The 24,467-nt window shown below is 42.7% G+C and carries 17 protein-coding genes, 1 tRNA gene and 1 riboswitch; of the genes, 16 read left to right on the forward strand and 2 right to left on the reverse strand.

Going from position 1 to position 24,467, the window contains the following annotated elements:
• The first annotated feature begins 120 nt into the window (after positions 1-120).
• The 6 genes from BK120_RS13820 to BK120_RS13845 all read left to right on the forward strand — a co-directional run bounded on the left by BK120_RS13820 (position 121) and on the right by BK120_RS13845 (position 11,063).
• The gene (locus tag BK120_RS13820) at positions 121-1,857 is read left to right on the forward strand and encodes a hypothetical protein (protein ID WP_076268104.1); all 1,737 of its coding nucleotides are present in this window, start codon (positions 121-123) and stop codon (positions 1,855-1,857) included.
• A 255-nt stretch (positions 1,858-2,112) separates the two neighbouring features.
• On the forward strand, positions 2,113-4,869 hold the full coding sequence (locus tag BK120_RS13825) for a glycoside hydrolase family 2 protein (protein WP_076268105.1): 2,757 nt from the start codon (positions 2,113-2,115) through the stop codon (positions 4,867-4,869).
• Between the two features lie 552 nt (positions 4,870-5,421).
• Positions 5,422-5,730 carry an ArsR/SmtB family transcription factor gene (locus BK120_RS13830; protein ID WP_372238995.1) on the forward strand — a complete coding sequence of 103 codons (309 nt, stop codon included), beginning with the start codon at positions 5,422-5,424 and terminating at the stop codon, positions 5,728-5,730.
• Entirely contained in the window at positions 5,727-6,143 is a 417-nt protein-coding gene (locus BK120_RS13835; RefSeq protein ID WP_076268107.1) for an SRPBCC family protein, read from the forward strand. The genes BK120_RS13830 and BK120_RS13835 overlap by 4 nt, the downstream gene beginning before the upstream one ends.
• A 233-nt stretch (positions 6,144-6,376) precedes the next feature.
• The gene (locus tag BK120_RS13840) at positions 6,377-9,544 is read left to right on the forward strand and encodes an ATP-binding cassette domain-containing protein (RefSeq protein ID WP_076268108.1); all 3,168 of its coding nucleotides are present in this window, start codon (positions 6,377-6,379) and stop codon (positions 9,542-9,544) included.
• Positions 9,545-9,677: 133 nt separating this feature from the next.
• Positions 9,678-11,063 (forward strand): M48 family metallopeptidase, encoded by a 1,386-nt coding sequence (locus tag BK120_RS13845; RefSeq protein ID WP_083681957.1) that lies wholly within the window; start codon positions 9,678-9,680, stop codon positions 11,061-11,063.
• Between the two features lie 65 nt (positions 11,064-11,128).
• Here the strand turns inward: BK120_RS13845 and BK120_RS13850 are convergent.
• Positions 11,129-11,205 (reverse strand) — tRNA-Pro (locus BK120_RS13850).
• A gap of 93 nt (positions 11,206-11,298) precedes the next feature.
• On the opposite strand from BK120_RS13850, the gene BK120_RS13855 reads away from it, so the two are divergent.
• The gene (locus BK120_RS13855) at positions 11,299-12,420 is read left to right on the forward strand and encodes a glycerate kinase (protein ID WP_076268109.1); all 1,122 of its coding nucleotides are present in this window, start codon (positions 11,299-11,301) and stop codon (positions 12,418-12,420) included.
• A 67-nt stretch (positions 12,421-12,487) separates the two neighbouring features.
• On the opposite strand, the gene BK120_RS13860 is transcribed toward BK120_RS13855, so the two are convergent.
• A complete protein-coding gene (locus BK120_RS13860; protein ID WP_076268110.1) occupies positions 12,488-13,807 on the reverse strand; it encodes a hemolysin family protein in 1,320 nt (439 codons plus the stop codon).
• Positions 13,808-14,063: 256 nt separating this feature from the next.
• On the opposite strand from BK120_RS13860, the gene BK120_RS13865 reads away from it, so the two are divergent.
• The 9 genes from BK120_RS13865 (at position 14,064) to BK120_RS13905 (ending at position 24,463) form a co-directional block, all read left to right on the forward strand.
• On the forward strand, positions 14,064-14,834 hold the full coding sequence (locus tag BK120_RS13865; RefSeq protein WP_076268111.1) for a DUF1836 domain-containing protein: 771 nt from the start codon (positions 14,064-14,066) through the stop codon (positions 14,832-14,834).
• A 72-nt stretch (positions 14,835-14,906) separates the two neighbouring features.
• Positions 14,907-14,991, forward strand: a riboswitch (cyclic di-GMP riboswitch).
• An 85-nt stretch (positions 14,992-15,076) separates the two neighbouring features.
• On the forward strand, positions 15,077-16,834 hold the full coding sequence (locus BK120_RS13870) for a methyl-accepting chemotaxis protein (protein WP_076268112.1): 1,758 nt from the start codon (positions 15,077-15,079) through the stop codon (positions 16,832-16,834).
• Positions 16,835-16,986: 152 nt separating this feature from the next.
• Positions 16,987-18,768 carry an HSP90 family protein gene (locus tag BK120_RS13875; protein WP_076268113.1) on the forward strand — a complete coding sequence of 594 codons (1,782 nt, stop codon included), beginning with the start codon at positions 16,987-16,989 and terminating at the stop codon, positions 18,766-18,768.
• Positions 18,765-19,808, forward strand: a complete 1,044-nt coding sequence (locus BK120_RS13880; protein WP_076268114.1) for a hypothetical protein — start codon at positions 18,765-18,767, stop codon at positions 19,806-19,808. The genes BK120_RS13875 and BK120_RS13880 overlap by 4 nt, the downstream gene beginning before the upstream one ends.
• A 73-nt stretch (positions 19,809-19,881) precedes the next feature.
• Positions 19,882-20,793, forward strand: a complete 912-nt coding sequence (locus tag BK120_RS13885; protein WP_076268115.1) for a prenyltransferase — start codon at positions 19,882-19,884, stop codon at positions 20,791-20,793.
• Between the two features lie 29 nt (positions 20,794-20,822).
• Entirely contained in the window at positions 20,823-21,551 is a 729-nt protein-coding gene (locus tag BK120_RS13890; RefSeq protein WP_076268116.1) for a DUF6081 family protein, read from the forward strand.
• 23 nt (positions 21,552-21,574) lie between these two features.
• Complete coding sequence (locus BK120_RS13895) at positions 21,575-22,978, forward strand: sensor histidine kinase (protein ID WP_076268117.1); 1,404 nt, start codon at positions 21,575-21,577, stop codon at positions 22,976-22,978.
• Positions 22,971-23,669 carry a response regulator transcription factor gene (locus BK120_RS13900; protein WP_076268118.1) on the forward strand — a complete coding sequence of 233 codons (699 nt, stop codon included), beginning with the start codon at positions 22,971-22,973 and terminating at the stop codon, positions 23,667-23,669. Before BK120_RS13895 ends, BK120_RS13900 begins: the two co-directional genes overlap by 8 nt.
• Before the next feature lie 83 nt (positions 23,670-23,752).
• Positions 23,753-24,463 (forward strand): YwaF family protein, encoded by a 711-nt coding sequence (locus BK120_RS13905; RefSeq protein ID WP_076268119.1) that lies wholly within the window; start codon positions 23,753-23,755, stop codon positions 24,461-24,463.
• Positions 24,464-24,467: the final 4 nt, after the last annotated feature.

Consider the following 24,467-nt stretch of genomic DNA (forward strand, 5'->3'; position numbering starts at 1 on the left):
TTATACAAGAACAGCCGAATAATCAAAAGCTGCAGCGAAAATGAGCGACATTGAAGCTATACAACATACAACTAAATCATTATAATTTAGTAAAATTACGGAAAAAGAAAGGGGTTTATTATGGAGCATCAACCGCCTAATGCCCAAAGCAATCTACATAACCAATTACATGATCCAGACAGACTTCCTCAGAGAATATGGAAGTTCAAGCTGCATTACTTGATCGTCATTCCCGCTCTTATGCTCATATTGATTTTTAAGCTGCTTCCATTTGCTAACGGTATAATTCTATCGGTTGTCGACTACAAAGTTTTTGTTGGCCTATTTGAGAGTTCGTGGGTAGGCTTTAATCATTTTGCCCAATTGTTTAACGATGAGAACTTCCGAAGGGTAATTGTAAATACATTTATTATCAAAACGGGTTATACACTGGCTAGCGGATGTATCGCATTCCTTTTGGCGCTTGCTCTGAGCAATATTCGTTACAAGTGGTTGAGAGGGCTGTTCTCGTCTTTATTTCTTATTCCTTTTTTCATTCCTTCTATTGTTTTTGTGTATATTTTCATTTATATACTGTCGATAAGCACATCTCCTTTTCTAACCTCTGGGACGCTGATTTTGGGGGATGAGACATTATTTCGACCGATCATTGTATTCGTTGAAGTGTTAAAAACATGCGGTATTCCGATTATCATCTCGCTTGCAGCTATAGCCTCGAAGCATGCTTCAGTGAACCGGCAAGAAACGGGGCTTACAGGCATCGGGAATAGCTACCTTGTAATGAATGTGATCCCAGCACTGAAAGCGATAGCCGCTTTTATGGTGCTGCAGCTGTCTGCCATCATGTCCACGGACTATGAGCTCATTAGAAGCTTGTTGAATCCCTTGGTATCGAAGACAGGAGAGACGCTTGACGCTTATATTTTTCAATTAGGTTTTTTGATGATGAATGTAAGTCCTTCCGCTGCTGCGGGCATTTTTCAGTTTGCGGTTCAACTGCTCTTTACGATCATCGCTTATTTCATTGTAAAAAGACTGTTTTTAAAGCAATTATTCAGTAATCACACTGGTGCAGGGGATATTAAAACAACTAATAATGGACGCAGCATAATTGGGATTGTGACAGCTTGCATATATTCAATCGTTGTCATTTTTTTACTGTATATGCTGTTCATCTATCCGTTTACTGGAACCGGAGAAGCAAGGCAATCGGTGTGGAGCTTCATATCGTTCTGGAACGTTTTTTCTTATTCAGTCGTTAACTTTGTTGCTGTAATTATATTTTTATTGATGACTGTCACACTCGCTTATCCGCTGACTGTCAAACATTTGCCAGGGCGCAGCCTGTATAAGTTGTTTCTTCTTATCGTCATTTCGATGGGAAGCGGGATGATTAATGAGTACCTATTCGTACGGAGCCTGGAAATGGTCAATACGATTATTCCGCAAATGATATTCGGCTTTTTTAATTTAGCGGCGGTTTTTGTTCTCAAAAGTATTTTCAACAGTAGATACGCCGACTTAAAGGCTGAGGCCGAGCTGTCGGGAAAAGGGGAACTGCATACGTTTTTCACTCTGTTTATCCCGAAAATATGGAAGCCACTGCTTGCGCTTGGTTTGCTCCATTTCGTCGTATTATGGAACTCATACTTACCAGCGTTAATTTATATTTCTAATATGGAGCTGCAAACACCGATAATGAAATTAGTACAGTTAGCAAGCTCAGGAGGAGAAATGGACAGTACATTAATGCTGCAGCTTGGAGCATTGACAAGCCTGCCGTCAGTTATGTTATTTCTTATATTCCGGAGATGGCTGACTTCCGAGATATTTATCGGTCAGATCAGAAAGCTTTAGCATTATATTTGGAGGAAGCTTGGCTAAGGCCAGCTTCCTTTTTTTGATATCAATGAGGATTCACCATATATTAGAGTAACTTAACAGTTAACTATATAATAGGTTTATCACGGGTTTTCAAAGTAATAGTTGACAAACAAGTTAATGAAGACGTATTCTTGTTACGAAATGGTTGTTATTTCAGTTTATAATTAACTTTTTGATTAATCTTATGAACGTCATCAAAATATCAATGGAGAGGCAGTGTGATTAATAATGTCTTTAAATACGGTACATGCTTCACAAGTGAACATCCCTCGAGCTGAGTTTCCTCGGCCAGATTGGCAGCGCTCGGAATGGTTGAATTTGAATGGAGCATGGTCCTTTGAATTTGATCATGAGAATCGCGGCATCGGTGCAGATTGGCAAAAATCGAAGGGTCAATCCTTAAAGTCGGAAATCACTGTTCCTTTCTCCTGGTCAAGCCCGTTGTCGGGAATCGGAAGCAATGATAAAGGAATCGCTTGGTACGATAGGGAAGTGGATTGGGCACCAGAGCTAGCTGATGCGCGAGTAATCCTTCGCTTTGGAGCGGTCGATTTTAAGTCCGACGTATGGGTAAATGGGATCTCCATTGGTTCGCATAAAGGCGGATATGGCCATTTCGAATTTGATGTAACAGACGTATGGTCAATCGACAGCACAAACTCGATTACGGTTCGTGTTGAAGATTTTGATCATTCATTCCAAGGCCGTGGCAAGCAAGGTTATGGAGAAATCCGCGGCATTTGGCAGCCCGTATGGCTGGAGGCTCGTCCTCAAAACTATGTACAGGATTCGAAGTTTAATACAAAATTGGACGGTACTATACAAGTTACGACTAGAGTAATAGCAAGCCGCGCAGGTCATGCTCAGCTTTCCTTCTTGTTTGCAGAGGGTGCTGTATCACATCAATTCGAAGCAGAGCTGACAGAAGGAGCCAATACGATCAGCACTTCATTTGTAGTGGCAGATCCTAAGCTGTGGAGTCCAGAATCTCCTTTCTTATATGAAGGCGAAGTTTCCCTGTCCAGCAATGGCCAGTCGGATGTTATCAGCACTTATTTCGGTATTCGTGAAATTTCAACTGCACTTGTAGGCGATCGGAATTATCGCTGGATTATGTTGAATGGCAAACCAGTTTATTTGAATGGAACGTTGGATCAATCCTTCCATCCAACCGGATTTTTCACGTATCCGTCCGATCAAGAAATGCATGATGAAATTTTCCTTATGAAACGTTTAGGCTTGAACTTTGTTCGAATTCACATTAAGCCGGAAGAGCCGCGCAAGCTATACTGGGCTGACAAACTTGGAATCCTCGTAATGGAGGATATGCCATGCTTCTGGGGGGACCCGGATGAGCAGGCACGGCTTGCTTACGAGAGTGAAGCGCGTGAAATTATTGATCGTGACTACAATCACCCGTCGATTTTCTCTTGGGTCATGTTTAATGAGACATGGGGCTTGAAAACGGAAAGTGAATCCGCGTCACTAACAACAGATGCATCACATCCGCAAAATTATTTGCCGCAAACGCAGGAGTGGGTTCGTTCCATCTATCGTTGGGCCAAACAGGTTGATCCAACCCGTATAGTTGAAGATAATTCACCATGTAACTATGATCATGTGGAATCTGATATTAACACTTGGCATTTCTACATTAATGGCTACAATGAGCTGCGAAACCATGTAACAGAGGTCGTTGATAAAACGTTCGTAGGTTCTACCTTTAACTATACTGCGGGCAATGTACAATCAGATGCACCATTAATGAACAGCGAATGCGGCAATGTGTGGGGGATCGAAGGCGGAGCAGGAGATAGCGACTTAGCTTGGCATTACCGATATATGATGAATGAATTCCGCCGTCATGATAAAATGTGCGGTTTCGTATTTACGGAGTTCCGCGATGTTGTAAATGAGTTTAATGGTTATTACCGTTTGGATGGTACCGACAAGCATTTTGGCTACGAGTGGTTCGTTCCCGGCATGACGATCGCAGATTTGCACTCGCCAGATTTTATCGTTATTGATGCACCTCCTTGTCAAACGCTGGATACAGGCGCACAGGTTACATTGGAGCTTTTGCGTTCCAGCTTCTCGGATCGTTATCATGGTCAAGCGCTTCAGCTGGCTTGGGAGCTGTCGTATGATCATTTTGGTGTACGTACTGTCGCACAATCAGGACAAGAAATCATTGACTGGAACGGATTCGGCGTAAGTGCATTGCAGCCGCTTTCCTTGAAAATGCCTCAGCAGGATGCGGTTGCGGTAATTGCAGTACGTCTCTTGTCTTCCGATGGCAAAACGATTACACGCAACTTCGTTACTTTCGACGTTCGCAGCGGTCAAACGAATGGGAAATATGAGGTTGACGGCCAAACAATAAGCGTGCCGGTTGCAAGTTTCACCGATAGCGAGTGGCCGCATAGCTGGAATTCGTTGCAGAATCAGAAAGTGAATGGCGGAATTGCAGGACAATTTACGTATGATGTACAGCTGCCATCCATTTCGGAGCAAACGATGATTTATGATATTGAACTGTTTTTTGAAGCGGGCTCCAAGCGTCTGCTAAAACGTGATCTTGAGGAAAGCATTCAGAAAAAGCTGGACATTTCCTTTATGCATGGTGCGCTGTCAGATCCTGAGTACAATATAAACTCTTATTTTATGACGGATTCGGATCGCCATGAAGCTAAGCTGAATGTTCTCATTGATGGACAGCTAGTTGATACGATTGTGTTGACAGATGATCCAGCGGATAGCCGTGGCGTTCTTTCTTGGCACTATCAAGCGGTTTCTAATAAGCTGGAGGATGCAGGATCATACGGTTATCTTTGCAAAGTTATTTTACCTAGTGCATTGACTGCTAAGCTGAACAAAAATCGCAGCTTTAAGCTCCAGCTCGAAGCCGAACAAGGTGGTTTGACGCTTTACGGACGCAATGCTGGTCGTTATCCGATTGATATTATCGTTCACCATAGAGGTTAATTCATGAAGTGTAATCCGTTATTTGCTACTCCGTCCATGATGATTTATGATTAGAAAAGTTACGAATTTGTTAACGGATCTGTTGAAAATAATCGAATGGGATCTTGTAAAATAGAGGGAGTAGACAAAGAGGGGGTACATATAGATGAACGTTCCTGCAGGTGTTTGGATTTTTTCGGGTATTATCGTTGTATTGCTCACATGGCTGACACTTTGGGTTACAAAAAAAGCCTATTCGAAAAATTGGGATGAATCGGATCATTAGTTGTAATGATAAACTAAACTTTAGATAAGATTAGATGGAAAGAAAGACTCTTTAGCTACACGGCTGAAGAGTCTTTTTTATGTAAGCAGGGTACTCTGTTAAACTAACAAAGTAAGATTTAAAGGCCACATTATGGATGAATAAGAAACTTGACACGACACCTTTTGGTGTCCTATAATAAATATGACTCCAAAAGGTGTCTTAATAAGCTGTAATGTCGTTTAATTGGCAGCGTTACAGTAAATAATAATGAAAAGGTGGGGGTGGTTTTGAACGATAAAGGTCAGATGAGGGATGTTTACGACGCTGTTGCCGATCCAACAAGGCGAAAACTAATTCAATTGTTGGCAGAAGTTGAAGACTTGCCCCTACATGAGATAACGGTTCATTTTCAAATGGGTCGAACAGCGGTATCCAAGCATTTGGCAATCCTGAAAGATGCTGATCTTGTCATTGCTCAAAAGGTTGGCAGAGAAACGAGATATCGGTTGAATGCTAATCCGTTGAAAGAAATAAAAGATTGGGTATCATTTTACGAAGGATTCTGGAATGAAAGGATAGATAAATTAAAACTTATATTGGAGGAAAAAAAATGAAACCAGATGTATCATTAGATTATCAATTTACAAGCTCAATCGACCAAGTGTGGAATGCTTTAACGGATTCGGATACGCTGGCGAAATGGATTTGGAATAATGATTTTGAACCAATCGTTGGACATAAATTTCAGTTCAAAACGGAGCCTTCCGAATGGTGGAACGGCATTGTAGATTGCGAAGTACTTATAGTAGACGAGCCTCATACATTATCTTACACTTGGATAAGTGCTGGAGAAAATACGACAATTACATGGACTTTGAAAGAAGGTTCAGATGGAACGGTTCATCTACACCTCGATCAAACTGGATTTAGTGAAGAAACAAAATCCCGTCCGGGAGCAATTGAGGGAGCTACATCTGCTTGGACTTACAAGGGCAATCAGCTTGGAAAAGTGTTAGCCGAACTGTAATATGATTTTTCAACTTTCATGATGCCAGTTTTACAGCACAAAACTTAATTCATCAATACAAATAAATCATTTTTTAAAAATAGGGCGCAATTCCGCAGTAAGAATTGTGCTCTTTTTTTTGATAAGATGCTTTTTGAAAATATTTTAAATGAGCAAACATAGCAGGTTGGCTGTAGAAGCTTGCTTTTATCATATACAGAGACAAATTTTTAGAGATTGGAGAGGAGATCACAATGAAAATAAAGCAATTAATTGCGAACAATATTAACAAATTAGATGAAGTACTGCCAGTAGATAAATCGTTAGGCATAGCGGGTTTATCTGGATCTGGAAAAACAACTTTTTCACAAACCATTGGTGAAGAATCGAAGAAACGTCTCGTTTCCTTATTGCCAAAGGCGGAGTATCAGTATCTCTTTCCTAATATTATGGAAACCAATTTCAGTGCCATTAAGATGGAGGAAATGCCGCTTGTCCTTTTTCTAGGTCGATCATCTATTTCTTCAAATCCTCGTTCAACTATTGGTACGCATACTGGCGTGTTTACTGAAATTCGAGTTGCTCTTGCTGAAAAGTATAATCTTTCTCCAGAAGTTTTTTCATTTAATAATGAATTAGGCTGGTGTCCAGACTGTAAAGGCCGCGGAACAACTAAAAATATCGAATGTAAAAAATGTATGGGAAAACGTTACAATCAAGAAGTTGAACAATATAAATTTGAGTTATTGGATCAAGCACAGAGTATATCGGACATCAACGACTTCAGTGTGGAAACCATTTATTCACTAGCAGAAGTTTTAAAGATTAGTGAAGGTAAACAAAATATTTTAAAAAATATAATCAATATGAATATTGGTTACTTAACGTTAAATCGGATTATGGGGACATTGTCAGGTGGAGAAGTAACGCGGCTCTACTTGGCTGAATTTATGGCTACAAGTGAGAATACGGTTATTATCATCGACGAAATTTCCGTAGGTCTTGATCATCAAACGTTATTGAAGATTTTAGCTGAGATTAAACAATTGGGAGTTAAAAATCAAATTTGGCTCATTGACCATTCTGACACGGTGCTGGACACAGCGGACAAGCATTTGTTTTTTGGCCCTGGCAGCGGTAAATACGGCGGAAAAATAGTGGAAGAATCACCTCGACCAAAGCCAATCCACGGGGAACGAAACGAGGCAGCACCAACAGAATATTATCAATTTGTTGATCTTCACTGCCGGAATATTCAAATCAGTGAAATTCAGATTCCTAAAAATAGACTGGTCACTTTTACAGGCGAGTCAGGCTGTGGCAAATCCACACTTGTTAATGAGTGCATGTCCAAAGATTTTGTGAAGCGCTATCCGAAAGATAAGCTGGTTATGGTTGGGCAGGATCGAAACCAATCAATCACTAGCCGGTCAACCGTAGCCACTTTTCTAGATATTAAAAAGAAGCTTACAAAATATAGTGATGATATTGATGATATTTTTCAGCGCTCGATTGAAGATATTATTGTTGAGCTGCCAAATGAAGACATCGCTCATAAACGCTTGAGCTTATTGATCAAGCTAGGACTTGGTTATTTGACGTTGGAGAGAAAAACACAATCCTTATCAACGGGTGAATTTCAATGTGTTCATTTAGTTTCTGAGTTGTTTGCGGGCTCCAGAAACCCGAATACGCTATTTATTTTTGACGAGCCATCAAAAGGGTTATCACAAAATATTTTGAATCAATTTATTGATAGTGTGAGGGTCATTCTACAGGATGAATCCGTCTCCATGATCATGATTGAGCATAATTCGTATATGCTGGAAAGCTCTGATTTTATCGTTGATTTTGGCAAAAGACAGCTTGCACCCGTGGAGCATCTTGATGTTATCAGTCATGATGATTATTACCGGGAACAAAACAATGAAGATAAAGCTGCTCCTTTGCATATTCCTTCAACACTTGATCAAAAAAATGGCGTTAATTATTTAAAAGAAAACCAGATTGCCTATTTTAAAAATGCAGAAAACGTTTATAAAGGCGGCATTTTAAAAAGTTTATCATCAATGGCTCGTCTCATTTATGGCGAATATGAATCGGATACCATTGCACCCGTTATCGCCATCGATTTGGAACGCCACTTGTACAGCCAATATACTTTTCTATACGAAATTGGCGGCTTAATCAACCATATTGTGGCGGCACATCCAACCAATAAAGATACGAATAGCTTCGATTTCTATAATCAAGGCAATCATTGCCCATGCTGCTCGGGCCGCCGTGTAATTGAAAAATTTGATTTTGATATTGTGATTCAGGACAAAACCGCGCCATTCTGGGATGGCTTATTGTATCCAGATGTAATGGATATTTTGAAGTTTTATCAATTCCCAAAAATAAAATTTATTTTTGAAGAGATTAAAAATGAGCTCGGCCAGGATATAAGCAAAAGTTATGCAGAGATGACAGACGCAGAAAAGCATACTTTTTTGTACGGATATTGGGAAAAGTCATTCTATGATAAAGTAGGCAAGGCATCAAGGACTTGGGAAGGCTTTAATCACATCATTGGGATGTATATGGTGGTATCGAAATCGGAGATTAAAGAGCGTATAAAAGAATCCAAAAAGTTGATTACTTGCCCAATTTGTCAAGGAACGGTATTAAAGCATCATAAAAAGCTGAAGTTTGGCGAAACGGATATTCGTGAGATTATTCAGCAGCCTCTTGATCAAGTCATTAAAACCGTTGGAAATCTACAGATTCTAGACAAAATGAAAGCGATTGTCGGGGGCGATATGGTTTTGACGGAAGAGGTTTCTCTATTGCCTAGGGAGACGCAAGCTGCGCTGAAAATGCTTGAACTAGAGGTCGCGAGCTTTTCCCACTACGAAATGGTCTTGCAAAATGTACTGCCATTCTGGGGCCGTATTAGCAACAGTATCGAATCCATCAGTATTAATAATCGGATCACCGTCTGTGATTTTGCCAATATCACCGAAACGAGAGAAACGATCATTGATAAGTATTTCACCAATGGCAAATACAAAAAACTGACCTATGTCTATGAAGCGTTTGGTTACAAAAAAATTGTTACCTTAATAAATAAAATTAAAGCAAGCGAGCCATGTCCATTTTGCAAAGGGAAAAGAGTAATTTCAGAAGATGGCCTACATGATGGCGTATTTAAATTATCTGTACAATGTGTTAGCTGTTATGCAAGTGGCATCAATGATGAAGGGCTTAAGGAAATTGTTGAAGGCATAGACGTGCAAACATGGCTGACCGGCAAAGTAAGTGATGTTGTTAAAGACAGCTCAAATATTGAGGCGGTGGCTGATATTCCAATTTTCAATCGCATTCGTGAATTGAATAAACAAGAAATGATGGCTGTTTACCAATTTCTTGAGCAAAGCTAGATGTCATTCACTGAAAGAAGCTCATTTGCAATCCTAAATTGCAGATGAGCTTTTTTGTTATGCTGAAGGTTGTATAATAACTTTGGGAAATCGTGTATAATGTGGGTATTATTTTAGAAGGGGATGCCATTTATTGAATGCAATTGATTTAGAAACGTCGCTCATACATAAGAAAGAGAATCGTTACTTTGTTCTTGCGCTTATCTTTAGTGTTTTCATTTATTTATGTCTGTTTATTTCTATTATTTTCATTTTCATCCTACCGATTCTTATTCTCCTGCCCTTATTCGCTCAAGCGATTATGATGGCAAGCATTCGAACCAATGGCGTTCGGATCACACCGAGACAATTCCCAGAGGTGTTCGCAATTGCCCAGGCACAGTGTGAGCGGATGGGCTTTACTGTTGTACCGGATCTTTATGTCATGGAATCGAGCGGGATATTAAATGCGTTTGCTTCGCGTTTTTTTGGCCGCAATATGGTGGTGCTTTATTCCGATTTGTTTGAAATGATTCAGGCGGGTGGGGAAAAAGAGCTCACTTTTGTCATTTCACATGAGCTCGCCCACATCAAACGAAATCATTTGTCGAAGCAGCTGCTCATATTGCCGGCGTTATGGCTTCCATTTCTTGGTGAAGCATACTCGCGGGCTTGCGAATATACATGCGACCGTATGGCTGCTTATTACACCAACGATGCTGAAGCCGCAATGAATGGTTTAACGATATTAGCCATCGGAAAAACGCTCTACAAACGGGTAGACCGTGAGGAATATTTACTGCAAAGCAGCTATGAGAAAGGTTTATTTGTATGGCTGGCTGAGAAGCTATCGACTCACCCGCCTCTGCCGAAGCGTATCTACGCGATTCAGCAATATGCAGGCATCTCATCGAATATCATTTTTAAGACATCCTCTTCGCGAATAGCACTTATCATCGTTTTGGCTGTTATTCTTGTTCTCGGGGGATCTGTTACGATCGGGGTGACCTTCTCGAAATCGATTGATACCTTTATGTCTTCTCTTGATGGTCCGCCAACCGATGTTCAAATGCTTGGTGCAGCTTCAGAGGCTGATTTAGAGCTCGTTAAATCTCTGCTTGATGCTGGAGGGAATCCGAATGCAGCAGACGATGAAGGGTGGACAGCGCTAATGTGGGCAGCTCAGCTAAATGAAACAGCAATCGCTTCTTCATTGATAGACGCGGGAGCGCAATTGAATGTGATTGAGCAAAGTTATGAAGAAACGGCACTAACGATAGCGTTGTATAATGAAAGCATAGAGATGGTAGCCTTATTGCTGGAAGAAGGAGCTAATCCGAATTTACAGGATAGCACCGGATGGACACCGCTAATGACCGCAGCAAAAAATGGCGACATAGAAGGAGCGGAACTTTTGCTAAAAGCAGGGGCTGATCCGTTGAAAGTTGATGAAACAGGATATACAGCTGAGGATTATGCGCTGGATGCTGGGTTTGACGAGCTCGCCGAGCTATTGCAAAATTTAGGAGATCAAATATAAAAGAAAAGAAGCTTGATTGCTCAAGCTTCTTTCTTATATGTATATTCAATTCTTTATGTTTAGGATGGTCGGGACGACACGATTTGAACATGCGACCCCCTGGTCCCAAACCAGGTGCTCTACCAAGCTGAGCTACGTCCCGGGAAAAGATCGCTAAACACAAGATGTATTATCGCATATAAACTGAAATAATTGCAAGTGTTTTTTTAATTTTTTTTCTGAAAGGATGATTAGGGTGAAAATCGTTATTGCACCGGATGCGTTTAAGGGGTCAAGAAGCGCATTTCAAATTGCTAGCACGATGGAAGCAGGCATTCGCACAGTTCATCCACATGCTGAAATCATACAGCTCCCAATGGCTGATGGCGGTGAAGGAACGATGGAGATATTGGTACAAGCTACAGGCGGGAGTTTTATCGAAGTTCCTGTTCACGACCCGCTGAACCGAAGCATTCATGCAAGATATGGCGTAATGGGAGATGGCCAAACCGCGGTCATTGAGCTTGCTGAAGCATCGGGTCTTGCTTTACTGAAGAGTGAAGAGAAAAATCCACAAATCGCTTCAACATTTGGCACCGGTGAATTGATTCGGCATGCACTCGGTTCTGGCTATCGTCAATTTATTATTTGCTTAGGAGGCAGCGCGACCAATGATGCCGGATCGGGCATGCTGCAGGCGCTCGGCATGAAGCTGTTAGATGAAAGTGGAGCTGAGCTGCAGCCTGGAGGCATTCATTTGTCGAAGCTTGCATCGATTGATGATGCTGGTTTCCATTCGAGCGTTCGCGAAAGCAGCTTCATCATTGCTGGCGATGTACGTAATCCATTATGCGGGGAGCATGGAGCCTCTTGGGTTTACGGTCCTCAGAAGGGGGCATCGTCAGAAGCAGTCAAGCAGCTTGACCTTGCATTAGCTCATTTTGCTGAAGGTATATACAAGCATACAGGGATTGATGTGGCGAATTTGCCAGGCAGCGGAGCGGCAGGAGGTACAGGTGCAGCACTTTTAGCTTTTTTTGACGCTGCTATGCACGCTGGAGCAAAACTTGTTATGGATAGAATTGGATTTGAGGAGCATATTGATGGCGCTGATTGGATTTTGACAGGCGAAGGGAGATTAGACAGCCAAACGGGTTCAGGCAAGGTGATCAAGGCGATATGTGATGCCGCTTGGGGGCAGCGCATCCCTGTAATCGCCGTTTGCGGGTCAATTGATGCGAGTTCAGCATACACGTCGGAGCTTGGTCTTCGTGCAGGCTTCTCGCTCGTGCCGGGTCCTTGTTCGGTAGAAGAGGCGATGGAGCATACGGATGAGTGGCTGCATGATCGAATCGTTCATATTTTTAGCTTGTTATAAAGTCATAATAAAAAAAGAAGCAGCCGATGCAATGAGCAATGGCTGCTTCTTTCTTGTTAACCTATCGTTATGCGGTTTCGCCTTCAACGGCTTCTTGATTTTGCTCAATTAGCATTTCGACCTTGCGAATCCGGTTTTTGCTCGTCTCGCGAATGATAAATTTATAATTTTCGTAAAAGTGCTCTTTGCCTGGCTTTGGATCGGTCACTTGACTGTACAACCAGCCGCCGACCGTATCCACATCCTCTTCCTCGAAGTTCATTCCGGTTAGATCGCTCAGCTCGCTAAGTGATACTTTACCATCGAGAAGATAGCAGTTATCAGCTAGCTGTTCGATTTCCTTACGCTCGTCGGCGTCAAATTCATCACGAATTTCACCAACGATTTCTTCCAAAATATCTTCAATTGTAATAAGGCCGGAAGTACCGCCGTATTCATCAACGAGAATAGCGATGTGAACACGTTCTAATTGCATTCGCTTTAGAAGCATTTTGACTGGCGTAACCTCAGAAACGCTCAGTACAGGATGAACAAGCTTTTTGAAATCCAAATCACGATCAGATTCATATTCTAGGAAAAGCTGCTTCGTGTTAATCATGCCGACGATGTTATCCTTGCTCTCAAGTGCGACCGGGAAACGCGTATATTGTTCCTTGCGAATAATTTCCATGTTCTCAGCTAATGATTTGTTTGTATACAAACAAATCATATCGGTGCGAGGCACCATAATTTCTTTGGCCAGCAGTTCGTCAAAAGCGAAAATGCGGCTTACATATCCGTATTCTGTATTGTTAATCTTTCCGCTTTGGTAGCTCTCGTTAAGAATAATTTGAATTTCTTCTTCCGAGTGTGCTTCTTCATGCTCTGTAGCTGGTTTCAATCCGAACAAGCGAACCAAAGCGTTAGCCGAGCCATTTAGCAACCAAATGAAAGGATATAAAATTTTGTGGAATAAAATAATCGGTTTTGCTGTTAAGAAGCTAATAAATTCAGCTTTCTGGATCGCCCACGTTTTTGGTGCAAGCTCCCCGACAACAACATGCAGGAATGTGACCGAAATAAATGCGATTAAAAAGGATAGAATATGACTGATGTCATCGTTAATAGCAAAACGTTCAAACAAGGGTAAAAGCATTTTTTCAACTGTCGGTTCTCCCAGCCAGCCCAGCCCGAGCGCTGTAATAGTAATACCTAATTGACAGGCTGACAAGTAGGCATCCAGATTACTCGTAACCCGTTGAACGGCAAGTGCGTTCTTCCGGCCCTCAAGCACTAACTGATCGATCCGACTGGAGCGAAGTCTGATGATGGCGAACTCCGTTGCGACGAAAAAAGCAGTTAATAAAATAAGAAGAGCAATCATGAATAAATTGAATCCTATACCCATTTTCGTTTTTCACTACCCTTTTATGTTTATATTTTTTTTATTCTTATGATCTACTATAACGAATGATTACATGATATGACAAATGCCATATCCAACGGTAACAGCCTTATACGCGCTTTAAAAGCGATTTAACGAGAATGAAAGGCTTATTCTCATTGATTTTCGAGCCTTTACAAGCGTCATTCTCCGGCATATGATGAGTTCATATGAACTTGTAATATAGGAATGCAAGACGAATGCGCGAGGAGGAAGCGATATGGAGTCCTTTACGCTTACTCGAAAAGAGATGGCTTGCTTGCTGCTGGCTCTGGACGGAAAGTATAATTTGAAGCCACTGCAAGTGCTGCAAGCCGCATGGACCAAAACGCATCAATGTGATTTGGAGAAAGGCACGGGACTGCCTGCATTTATGTCTACGCTGCTGCCTCCAATTATGGAAAAGCTTATTAAAGGAAATGAGATTAAAGGCTTTTCATTACATGAAATTGCTGCGTTGGGCCAACTAATCGAATATTCGAATCTGTCGATTACCTCCATGCAAAACTGGGTGAAGCGAGATTTCAAACCTTATTTCGATTGTCCGAAAGCTGGGAAAAAATATTCTCTGAACCAAGCTGCGTTATTATTCATTATTGATGATTTAAAGTCAAATCTCGATTTTGAATCAATACGCAAGCTTTTTGAGATCGTATTCAAGAAACCAGAGGATGAAGCAGACGATTTAGTTGGGCCTATTGAATTATATGCATCTTATACTAGTATGTTTGAGGAGCTCGATGCGAATAACGATCAACTGCTCGACATTTCCGGTCATTTGAAGGAAAATCCGCATCAAGATTTATTGACAGAACATGTCATTCGCTCTTCAGCGAATCAATTTGCAAGCAGATTGCCGAATTTAACGGAAAAACAATGGGAAGCAGTGCGAAATATTTTGCTCGTTGCGGTTATTTCCATCCAAACCTCCTATTTTCATTCGTTAGCAAGGCGTTATTGCAATGCAACCTTATTTTTAGCCACAGAATAAATATGGTTCAGGGGATGACAATTTCACTAAATAGTCCTATACTGGTTTAAGTTGTAAACTACAAAATAGACAAACTGAAAAAGGCAAACTTGTTGAAAAACAAGGACGCAAAGTTATGGGCCTAAGGTGTACGCACTATGGCTGCCAGACCGCCGGAAGGATAATAAGCTATCTGAGCTGTCCGCCTCCTGTGGCTGGATAGCTTTTTTTGTTTTCAGGAGACAGAGGAGAGAGCAAGCAGGATGGTTTTTAAGGATAGGATAGAGAGAGCAAAAATACTGTTTAAGAAATTGAGTTTGAAGAAAATAACGAGCAAATTATTGCTTGTTACCGCAATCATCACACTTTTTAATGTAGGCTCGGGCGTTTTGATTTATTTTCAAAATCATTCAGTAGCAACCTCGGTCGAAGGCTCAGAGGAATTGCAGCGTGCTGAACGCAATTACCAAGGTATTTCGAATAGGCTGCTGAAAGTGATGCTTCTAATGGTAGATGCCATTGAAAATGGCAAAAGCGATGCAACGCTGATCATGAAGGATTTGGAAACGATGCCTGCCAACATCGATGAGTTAGAGAAACAGCTTATCGACATGGATAAGAAATATCCGCCTGCAACGGAAGATGGTCCTTATTATGCGAATCAGGTTAACGTTCTTAAGCTTGCATTAGATAACTTGAAAGTGACGAATACAGACGTGAGTGGATTATCATCAGATGAGAAATCGCTCCGCATAAGCAATTTAATAAGCGTCTATACCGTCATTCTAAGTTATTCCAACGATACGATGCACGAGCGTTTGACCGCAGACGCTAATGCGACGCAGAGGCTTCTCGATAGAGACATATCCAGTGCGAACCTTATTGTGCTTATTAATGTCATTTTGCTCGCTATTCTTCCTGCTATAATGATTTTTGTCATCTCACAATCGATTAGAACAGGACTAGTAGGCATTACAAAAAGAATTAAGCAGTATGGCAGTAATGATTTTACAAGTCAAGAAAAACTCGTTCGCTCTGACGAATTTGGCGATCTTGACCATGCATTGGCTAATATGGGCGATCAATTGCGAGAAACGATTAAAGCTACGCTTGAAGTGAGTGAGTCCGTGCTCCACATCTCAAATAATATGGATAATATGATTGGAATTAATCGTAAAGCTTCAGAGGATGTAAATGGCCAAGTGGAGCTGGGCAGAAAAGTGTTGCTGTCGCAGTATGACGATGCTTCATCCATTTCGGCAGTTACCGAAGAAATCTCAGCAAGCTCACAGCAAATTGCTGCGTCGAGTGAGTACATAAACAATGATATGCAAAATATGAAGCAATCATCTCATAACGGCACGCAGCAGATGGCTGGCGTGGTCTCGATGGTAAATGAAACAGTAGACCAGTTTTCAAAGCTAACTGAAGCTTTCGAAACGATGAATGAACGATATAACAATGTAGCTAAGTTTTTGAACGGCATTCAGGATTTGAACACACAGACGAATTTGTTGTCACTGAACGCATCCATTGAATCGGCAAGAGCGGGTGAGCATGGCAGAGGGTTCGCAGTTGTCGCTGATGAGATCCGCAAGCTGTCCAGCCAGACCGATATGATCTCGAAGCAGATCACGAAGGAGCTGACACTCATACAAAGCGATGTGGCAGCAAGCAGCCGCACGATCGGCAGCTTCGCGAATGTTATTAACACGACGCGTCAAGCATCCGAAACCGCAAGCAGCACATTCCAAGCATTGGAATCACAAAGCAGCATGCTGTCAGATCAAGTGAGCGAGATTTCTACGGCAATTAGTGAAATTACAACAGGCATGTCTCATATCGTGTCTGCAGTAGACAAGCTATTGACTACGTCTTCAGAAGTAAATGGGAAAATGGAACATATGAGCGAGCTTTCAGTTAAGCAAAATGATATTTCCGATGATTTGCGCACGCTTGCGGAGAAGCTTTCACTTTCCTCGCAGGATTTGAAGGAGAAAGCATCTGTTTTCAAAGTGTAAGCAACAAAATGATAATCGAGTGAGGCAGGCAGCATCCATAGGTTTGGGGTGCTGCCTGCCTCTTTGTGCAAATAAAGAAGGATAAGCGAGTATAATGCCGAATCAATGAATGGAATAGACCAATACAAAACAGATCCACTATGGGAGACAGGATGAGCGAAATGAACTTTCAAGTTAATTTACAAGGGATGATCGAGCTTCTCTCAAAGCATTTATATTCGAGCCCGGGCGTGTTCATTAGGGAATTACTGCAAAATGGCGTTGATGCGATTACAGCACGCAAACGGCTTGGACATCGCTTTGATGCACGCGTAACAGTTGAAATTTACGGTTCTCGAACGATTGCCGTTCACGATAATGGGATAGGCTTGTCCGAATCCGAAATCCAGCTTTTTTTGGCTCAAATCGGAAGTACCTCCAAGCGTGACGAAATGGATTCAGCAGATGACTATATTGGACAATTTGGCGTGGGCTTGCTGTCCTGCTTCGTAGTGAGCGGCGAGATCGTTGTTATTACCCGCTCCGCTCTAGAAGGCGATACTTTAGAATGGCGCGGGCGGCCAGACGGCACGTACACGATTCGCAAGCTTGAGAAGGATGCTCCAATCGGTACCACCGTGTTTTTGACATGCAAGGAGGGTTACGAGGACTACTATGAGTGGGATCGTGTGATGGAGTTAATGAGTCACTATGGTCAGTTCCTGCCTGTTCCGATTCATTTGTCCGAAGGGAAATCAGATATTAGGATTAACGAGGAAAATCCTCCGTGGTCCATGAACTCCAGTGATGCGCTCACCTATGGCGAAGATCACTTGTATCAAACCTTCTTGGATGCTATACCTTTAAAATCAGTAATTGGTGAGCTTGAGGGTGTCGCTTATATTCTTCCTTATGCTGTAAGCTTGCAAGCCGAGAAAAAACATAAGGTGTATATGAAACGCATGCTGCTCTCCGATCAAGTTAACAATATGCTCCCGGATTGGGCTTTTTTTGTTACGTGTATCATGAATACGAATGGACTTCGACCAACGGCTTCTCGGGAGTCATTTATGGAAAATGAGCTTTTTCATACCGTAAAGGATGAAATTGGCGAAAACATTAAACAGCATATGATTCAGCTCTCAGAATCAAACCCTGAACTATTCGGGAAAATTATTGTTATTCATTCTGCTTCCATTAAAGCGATGGCTGCCGAAGATGATGAGCTTTATCGATTGTTTATCCGTTTCTTGTCGTTTGAGACTTCATTTGGCATGATGAAGATGAGCGATATATTGGAACAGAACAAACGTATCGTTGTATCTTCCACGCTTGATGAATTCCGCCAAGTGGCTCGTGTTGCCAAGGCGCAAAATGTGATGGTTATTAACGGCGGTTATGTCCATGATTTTGAACTTGTGCGCAAGCTACCTGAGCTGGATGAGGATATTGAGGCGTTAGTTCTAGATCCGATTAATTTCTCGAACGTCTTCCAATCGATAACTCCCGCGGAGCATAAAAGCATTCTTTCCTTTCTGGAGCTCTCGGATCAGCTGCTAGCTCCATTTCAGTGCAGAAGCGTGGTAAAGCGATTTGAGCCAGTAGATTTGGCCGCTTTATACAATACAAATGATGAAGTGAATTTTCTGAGAATGGCAGAGCAAACGAAAGATGAAGCTAATGATTTGTTCGCAAATATTGTGGATGTCGTCATCCATGAGCTATATGAGGTGCCATATGCGACGATTTGCTACAACTTTAATAATCCGCTTATGCAGCGTGTTATGACTTGTCAGAATGCGGATATGCAGAAGCTAAGTATTGAGACCGTTTATACGCAGGCCTTGCTGCTTGGTCAATATCCTCTTGGCCCTGAGGAGCTGAAGTTAATGAACAAATCGTTTATGCAGGTGCTGGAAATCGGTCTTAGTCAGGCTGGTGAGCGAGAGCTATGAAACAGCGATATGATCAATTGCGAAGCGAGGCATGGAGCTTGCCGCAGGGAAAACAGAAGCTTGCGGTGCTTGAGGAGGCTATTCGGATAGCCGATTTGCATATGACGAAGGAAGATTCCTATTACGCTCGCATGTCTTATTCCGAGGCAGCGCTTGATTCGGGCTATGAAGAGCGATTTCTTGTTTCATTTACCTGGTGCTTAACTCAGTTTGAAAAAGATCCGGCTGCTTATTCGAGCTTCACCCTCATTTGGCACTATAAATGGTTTGTTAATCAAATTTGGCGGTTTCCGCAATTTGGTACGGATCAAATCACTTCGATTTTTAATGATTTTAAGGCAAAATGCTTACAATACGGTCACAGCCTGCGCCCATATTATCAATGTCTTCATCGATACACGCTATCTCAAGGCGATCATGAGTCGGCTCAAGCAAACTATGAGCTTTGGCGCAAGACGGCTAGAGATGGAATGTCTGATTGCAGCGCCTGTGAGCAAAATGGCTTTGGCTACTATCATTTTACAGTTGGCAGATATCGGCGAGGACTGCAAGCTATGAAGCCTATTATGGATGGTCGAATGACCTGCAAATCCATTCCGCAAAATACATACAGCCATCTGCTTCTCCCGCTCCTTGAGACGGAGCAAGCAGATGAAGCTGTAAAGATGGCAAAAAAAGGCGCGCGTTTGTTAAAGGGCCCTGGTTACTTAAGTGAATATGGGAGCTTCCTTGCTTATTACACAGCAACCGACATTCATAAAGCCGCCAAATGGTTTGAACAAACCGTACAATATGCGCTGGATACGAAAGTAGGCTGGGATCGGTTGTTGTATATGATTTCAGCTAGAGCATTTCTACAATTGTGGCATGCGAAAAACCGTCGGAGAAAGCTGAATGTCAGCAGCGATATTACGTATGAGATGATTGTAAAGGATACCGAACAATTAGCTGCTGCTTTTGATCAGAGAAACCAAAATCGTTATTGCACCGAGCTGCTCAAACAGAAGCTTAAACAAGTTCAAAAACTAAGCCATTTTTAATCCATGTGTTGACGTATAGCAAATGGAAGTGGTTCAATTGAACGATCGACAACAGAGAGGGCAGTGGCAGCTTATGTTTAAACAATTTATGAAAGCATCCAGGCTGAGCGTTCTTCCTGTTATGCTTATTCCCGTGGCGTTAGGTGCGCTGGGGGCTTTTGTGTGGAACGGCATTTTCAATCCTTTATTATTTATCATCACCATAGTTGGGGCAGGAACAGCCCATTTATTTTCTAATATGATTAATGATTTATGGGATTATTACAACGGTACGGATACGGCCGCTCAATCGACGGAAGGGGTAATTGCAACCAACTCTGGCTATTTGACAAAAGGGACGTGGAGCATACGCACCTTTGCGACCGTAACATGGACATTATTTGGCATTGCAGCAATTTGCGGCATTATACTTAGTATAACAAGCGGCTGGCCGGTGCTCGTATTTGGCGGGCTTGGGGCGTTAATTGCTTATTTCTATGTAGCTCCGCCGATCCAGTTCGGATACCGCGGCAAAGGCTACAGTGAAGTCGCGATCTTGATCTCCTTCGGCATACTGCCTGTCGTAGGCGCTTATTTTGTACAAACCTCAGAATTAGATTCTCGCGCATTTTGGCTATCGCTCCCAATAGGACTTTTGACTACCCTAATATTGTTTAATCACCATTTCCTGCACTGGCAGGCTGATCGTCAAGCAGGGAAAAGAACATTAGTCGTCGTTTGGGGAGAAAAGAGAGCACTCGTTTTCTCGCGCGTTTTGCTTTTTCTCGCCTATATTTCGCTTATCCTATGCGTGGTCGTGGAAGCATTGCCTATTTACGGGCTGCTGGCGCTGCCAACAGCAATACCTTTATATTTGGTATACGGCAGGTTATCATCAAATAATGTATCGACTGCATACGTGCCGCTTATGGGTGCCTCGCTGAAAGCAACGATGCGATGCGGAGTAATCTTAATCGTAGCCTTAATTATTCAAGGTCTTATTTAAAACATACAACTTAGAAAGAGGTCATGGATATGGAGAAACAATGGACTTTAGGAGATTTCCATACGATTCTAAATGAAGGGGAAGTATGGAAAATCGGCGGTTTTCCGCTGCAAGACGGAACCTTCTGGCAGTACCGGGAGCCTAATGCGGTTGTCATTGTTCGCAATGGACTGCTGTATGTAAGAGCACCGCTTAGCCGCTCGAACGATCAAATTCAAATACTGGATAATGCTAAGCATATGTATTATTCTGCTGAACCTGTTCTTGTACCTGAATCCGGTGAGATTAGCTTTGAGCTGCAAATTCGCGCACGTTCGCAAAATACAGCGCCTGATGATCTTTATGATGGTTTCGTCTCGTTGAATCTGCTCGATTTCACGACGGGCGGTGCGCTCGACTTTTTTGCCGGAAATGACAAATATGCAAGTGTATATGCCGTTCTTCCTTTTCCGGGAGTAAAGGTGCCGGAGACGGATAAAACGAGATATTTCTGTGTGTTTAAGGAAGACACAAACTTTGCGGCGCGCGAATTTAATACGTACAAAATTACGTACAATCGCACCAATGATGAAGTCGTATTTTTTGTGAATGGCCAAGAAGTGCGAAGAGAACGTGATGTTCCGGTTAAATTTAACCAATTTATCGTTGCGCTAGGCATTATGACGGAAAAGGATTTGTCGCCGGAGGGCAGCGTGTCGGTGCACGGACAGACTGTTATTGGAGAATGGTCTCCCATTACAATAGAAATCAAAGAGTAAAGTTGTTATGAAGGAGCTGCGTTATGCTATTCGTTCTTATTGCTTTGTGGGCTATTGCAGCCATTATATGGCTCTCCGATCGGCGAGCATCCGTTAATCATTGGTTAGGCGCTGTGGCGTTTAGCGGAGGAGCTGGTGCGCTTGCTGCCGTGCTTGACCTGCAATGGCTGCCAGCAGCAGCGGAAGCAGGAATGAATCAAGTAGCGCAGCAGCTTCTTTATCGCTTGCAAGCGTTCTCCTCGTTGACCTCCTACTACGGATTGCCGTATTCCTTTGCATTGTTTGCTATAGCGTACAAACCAGTACGGCTTCCAAAACGGCTGCAGCAGCTTATGCCCTTTTTACTGTTAATTCCGATTGTTTTATGTGTTTTGTTTACGCCATTTTATAATACGATGTATCCCATCTCGTTCAAGATTGTTGTATGGTGGGCGGTTCCTTATATTATGTACGGGGCGATTCAGGTACTGCTCAAGCGGCAGCTGCATGCCTCTTTTTCTCGCACACACTGGATAATATGTTCAACCGTGCTGCCGCCGGTTATGTTCTGTATGGTCATGAATTACGTATTTCCGAGCTTCGGCATGCTGCGGATGTGGGTTTATAATACATGGATCATTGGATTAGCCGTAACTGTATTTGTTATTGCATTATTCACCTATGGTTTCATGGGTGTGCGGGTGAAGATCGATCGCCGCAGATACGATTCTACGTTAAGAGCAGTCACCTCAGGAACTGCCATTCTTAATCATGCGATCAAAAACGATGCAGGAAAAATGCGGCTTTTCTCGGAGAAGATGAAAGCTTATGCCATCGAAACCGATCAACAAGAGCTGCTGGCGGATGTTGAAACGGTGCTGAACGCTTCTCGCCATATGCAGGAGATGCTGCAACGGGTTCATCGTCGAACAGAGGATTTGGTGCTCCGTGTTGAAGTGACCGACATTGCAGCGCTTATCGAGAAGACGATGAAAGGATACGCCCAGAGCCTTGGCAACATCAAGCTGCAAAGCGTGTTAAACGAAGGCTGGAGCTGCCGCATCGACCCCGCGCAGGTAAGCGAGGCTTTAGGCAATATAATAGCCAACGCTTTGGAGGCCATGCAAGATAAAGGCGAACTGTCTATCCTGTTAAGCGAGACCAAAAGAGAACTTATAATTGAGGTTAGAGACACGGGCCTTGGCATGGATAAGAGTGAGATAACGAAGGTAATGGAGCCGTTCTATACGACCAAAAGCGGCAGTGACACTAATTTTGGGCTCGGACTGCCCTATGCGTACCATGTGATGCGCAAGCATAAAGGAATGCTTGGCTTGCGAAGCGTGCCGGGCGTTGGAACCTCTGTCTACATGACTTTTCCGAAACGGAATGTTCAAGCTACAAAAATAGATTTACATGTTACGCAGAGGAGGGAAGCAAATGGATAAAATCAAGGTATGGATCGTCGAGGATGATCGTGATTGGCTGCGCGGCCTTGTCGCTTATTTAAACAAGGAGCAAGATATTGAAGTAGTTTGGACTGCCAGCAGGGCTGACGATGTAAGACAAGCGCTTATGGAAGGGATGCAGCAGTCTGTGCCTGCTGATGTGGTGCTGATGGATATCATGCTTGACGGAAGGCCCGAAGGCGTTCTGCTCGCTGAGGAGGCGGCAATAGCTACCGGAGCAAGGGTCATCATGCTTACGTCAATGGAGGAGAAGGAGCTTATCTTTCGATCGTTCCAAGCGGGAGCTATCGATTACCAAATCAAATCTGATTTTGAAAGCTTGCCTGAAGCTGTACGCTCGGCATACCGGAGCCAATCCCCCATCAATGCGGCTGTAGCAGAACGGATGCGCGAGGAATTCCGCCGACTGAAGCAGATGGAGCGCGAGTTCGAGGCGAAGAAGCTCGGTGATCTCATTACGCCGTCTGAGCTTCAGCTGCTTGATTTAATTGATCAAGGATATACCCAGCCGCAGATTGCCGACAAGCTGGTTGTATCAATTCGTACCGTCAAAAACCATGTTAATCATATATTAAAAAAGCTGAATTTAAGCGGGTCGCGCGAAGCAGCAAATAAAGCCAAAGAGATGGGCTTATTTCATAAGAAAAAGGACGAGGATAGTACCATGTAAAGTTGGTACTATTTTTTTTATGTCATTTTTTACAAAATAGATAGTAGAAGAACGCTTACATCAACAGATTGGAGGCATAACCGATGGATTTTGAAATGTTCTCGGCTGCTCATTTTGGGGCATTGGCCATTCTCGTTGCAGCCATTATCTGTATTATCGTTTTCCGGAAGCGAATGAGAGTGCCGAGAATAAATAGGATGGTACGAATCGGGCTGGCTATTTTGCTAATATGCTGCGAGGTCTCGCTTCAGCTATCTTATATCCGCAATGATAATTGGGGAGTAGGCTCGCTGCCATTTCAGCTTTGCAGCTTAATGCTTTTGGTTAGCGCGGTCGTATTGCTTTGGAATCCAAAAAGTCTGTATGATGCTTTATTTTTTCTTGGAAGCATGGGGGCGCTGCAGGCGCTGTTAACCCCCAATTTAGACGAAGCGTTTCCGCATTTTCGTTTTTTTCAATTTTTCATTGCACATATAGGGATCGTTAGCGCAGCGCTATTTATCGTCGTAGTAGAACGCTATCGACCGACTTTCTCTTCCGTAGTGAAGGCTCAACTTTGGCTGCATGTATTCGCTATTCCGGCTGCGATTACGAACGTGGCATCGGGTAAAACAAACTTTATGTTTTTAGCTGAAAAACCGGGTACAGCCTCATTGCTTGATATGCTGGGGCCATGGCCATGGTATTTGCTGCAGCTGGAGCTTATTGCATTTGTTATATTTTTGCTGCTATATGCCGCTGTAAGGCTGCTCGATCGCCTAATATTCGTTAAACCAAGCAGCTCTGCTCAGTAACATC

This window comes from Paenibacillus sp. FSL A5-0031 (assembly GCF_001956295.1).
In the GTDB taxonomy this organism is placed as follows: Bacteria; Bacillota; Bacilli; order Paenibacillales; family Paenibacillaceae; genus Pristimantibacillus.

What these genes read in the sequence shown, in the direction of transcription:
- BK120_RS13825 (WP_076268105.1), top strand. Translation starts at nt 2,113, where the DNA reads ATGTCTTTAAATACGGTACATGCTTCACAAGTGAACATCCCTCGAGCT.
- BK120_RS13895 (WP_076268117.1), top strand. Translation starts at nt 21,575, where the DNA reads ATGCTATTCGTTCTTATTGCTTTGTGGGCTATTGCAGCCATTATATGG.
- BK120_RS13865 (WP_076268111.1), top strand. Translation starts at nt 14,064, where the DNA reads ATGGAGTCCTTTACGCTTACTCGAAAAGAGATGGCTTGCTTGCTGCTG.
- BK120_RS13905 (WP_076268119.1), top strand. Translation starts at nt 23,753, where the DNA reads ATGGATTTTGAAATGTTCTCGGCTGCTCATTTTGGGGCATTGGCCATT.
- BK120_RS13835 (WP_076268107.1), top strand. Translation starts at nt 5,727, where the DNA reads ATGAAACCAGATGTATCATTAGATTATCAATTTACAAGCTCAATCGAC.
- BK120_RS13885 (WP_076268115.1), top strand. Translation starts at nt 19,882, where the DNA reads ATGTTTAAACAATTTATGAAAGCATCCAGGCTGAGCGTTCTTCCTGTT.
- BK120_RS13880 (WP_076268114.1), top strand. Translation starts at nt 18,765, where the DNA reads ATGAAACAGCGATATGATCAATTGCGAAGCGAGGCATGGAGCTTGCCG.
- BK120_RS13875 (WP_076268113.1), top strand. Translation starts at nt 16,987, where the DNA reads ATGAGCGAAATGAACTTTCAAGTTAATTTACAAGGGATGATCGAGCTT.
- BK120_RS13900 (WP_076268118.1), top strand. Translation starts at nt 22,971, where the DNA reads ATGGATAAAATCAAGGTATGGATCGTCGAGGATGATCGTGATTGGCTG.
- BK120_RS13890 (WP_076268116.1), top strand. Translation starts at nt 20,823, where the DNA reads ATGGAGAAACAATGGACTTTAGGAGATTTCCATACGATTCTAAATGAA.
- BK120_RS13840 (WP_076268108.1), top strand. Translation starts at nt 6,377, where the DNA reads ATGAAAATAAAGCAATTAATTGCGAACAATATTAACAAATTAGATGAA.
- BK120_RS13830 (WP_372238995.1), top strand. Translation starts at nt 5,422, where the DNA reads ATGAGGGATGTTTACGACGCTGTTGCCGATCCAACAAGGCGAAAACTA.
- BK120_RS13860 (WP_076268110.1), bottom strand. Translation starts at nt 13,807, where the DNA reads ATGGGTATAGGATTCAATTTATTCATGATTGCTCTTCTTATTTTATTA.
- BK120_RS13820 (WP_076268104.1), top strand. Translation starts at nt 121, where the DNA reads ATGGAGCATCAACCGCCTAATGCCCAAAGCAATCTACATAACCAATTA.
- BK120_RS13870 (WP_076268112.1), top strand. Translation starts at nt 15,077, where the DNA reads ATGGTTTTTAAGGATAGGATAGAGAGAGCAAAAATACTGTTTAAGAAA.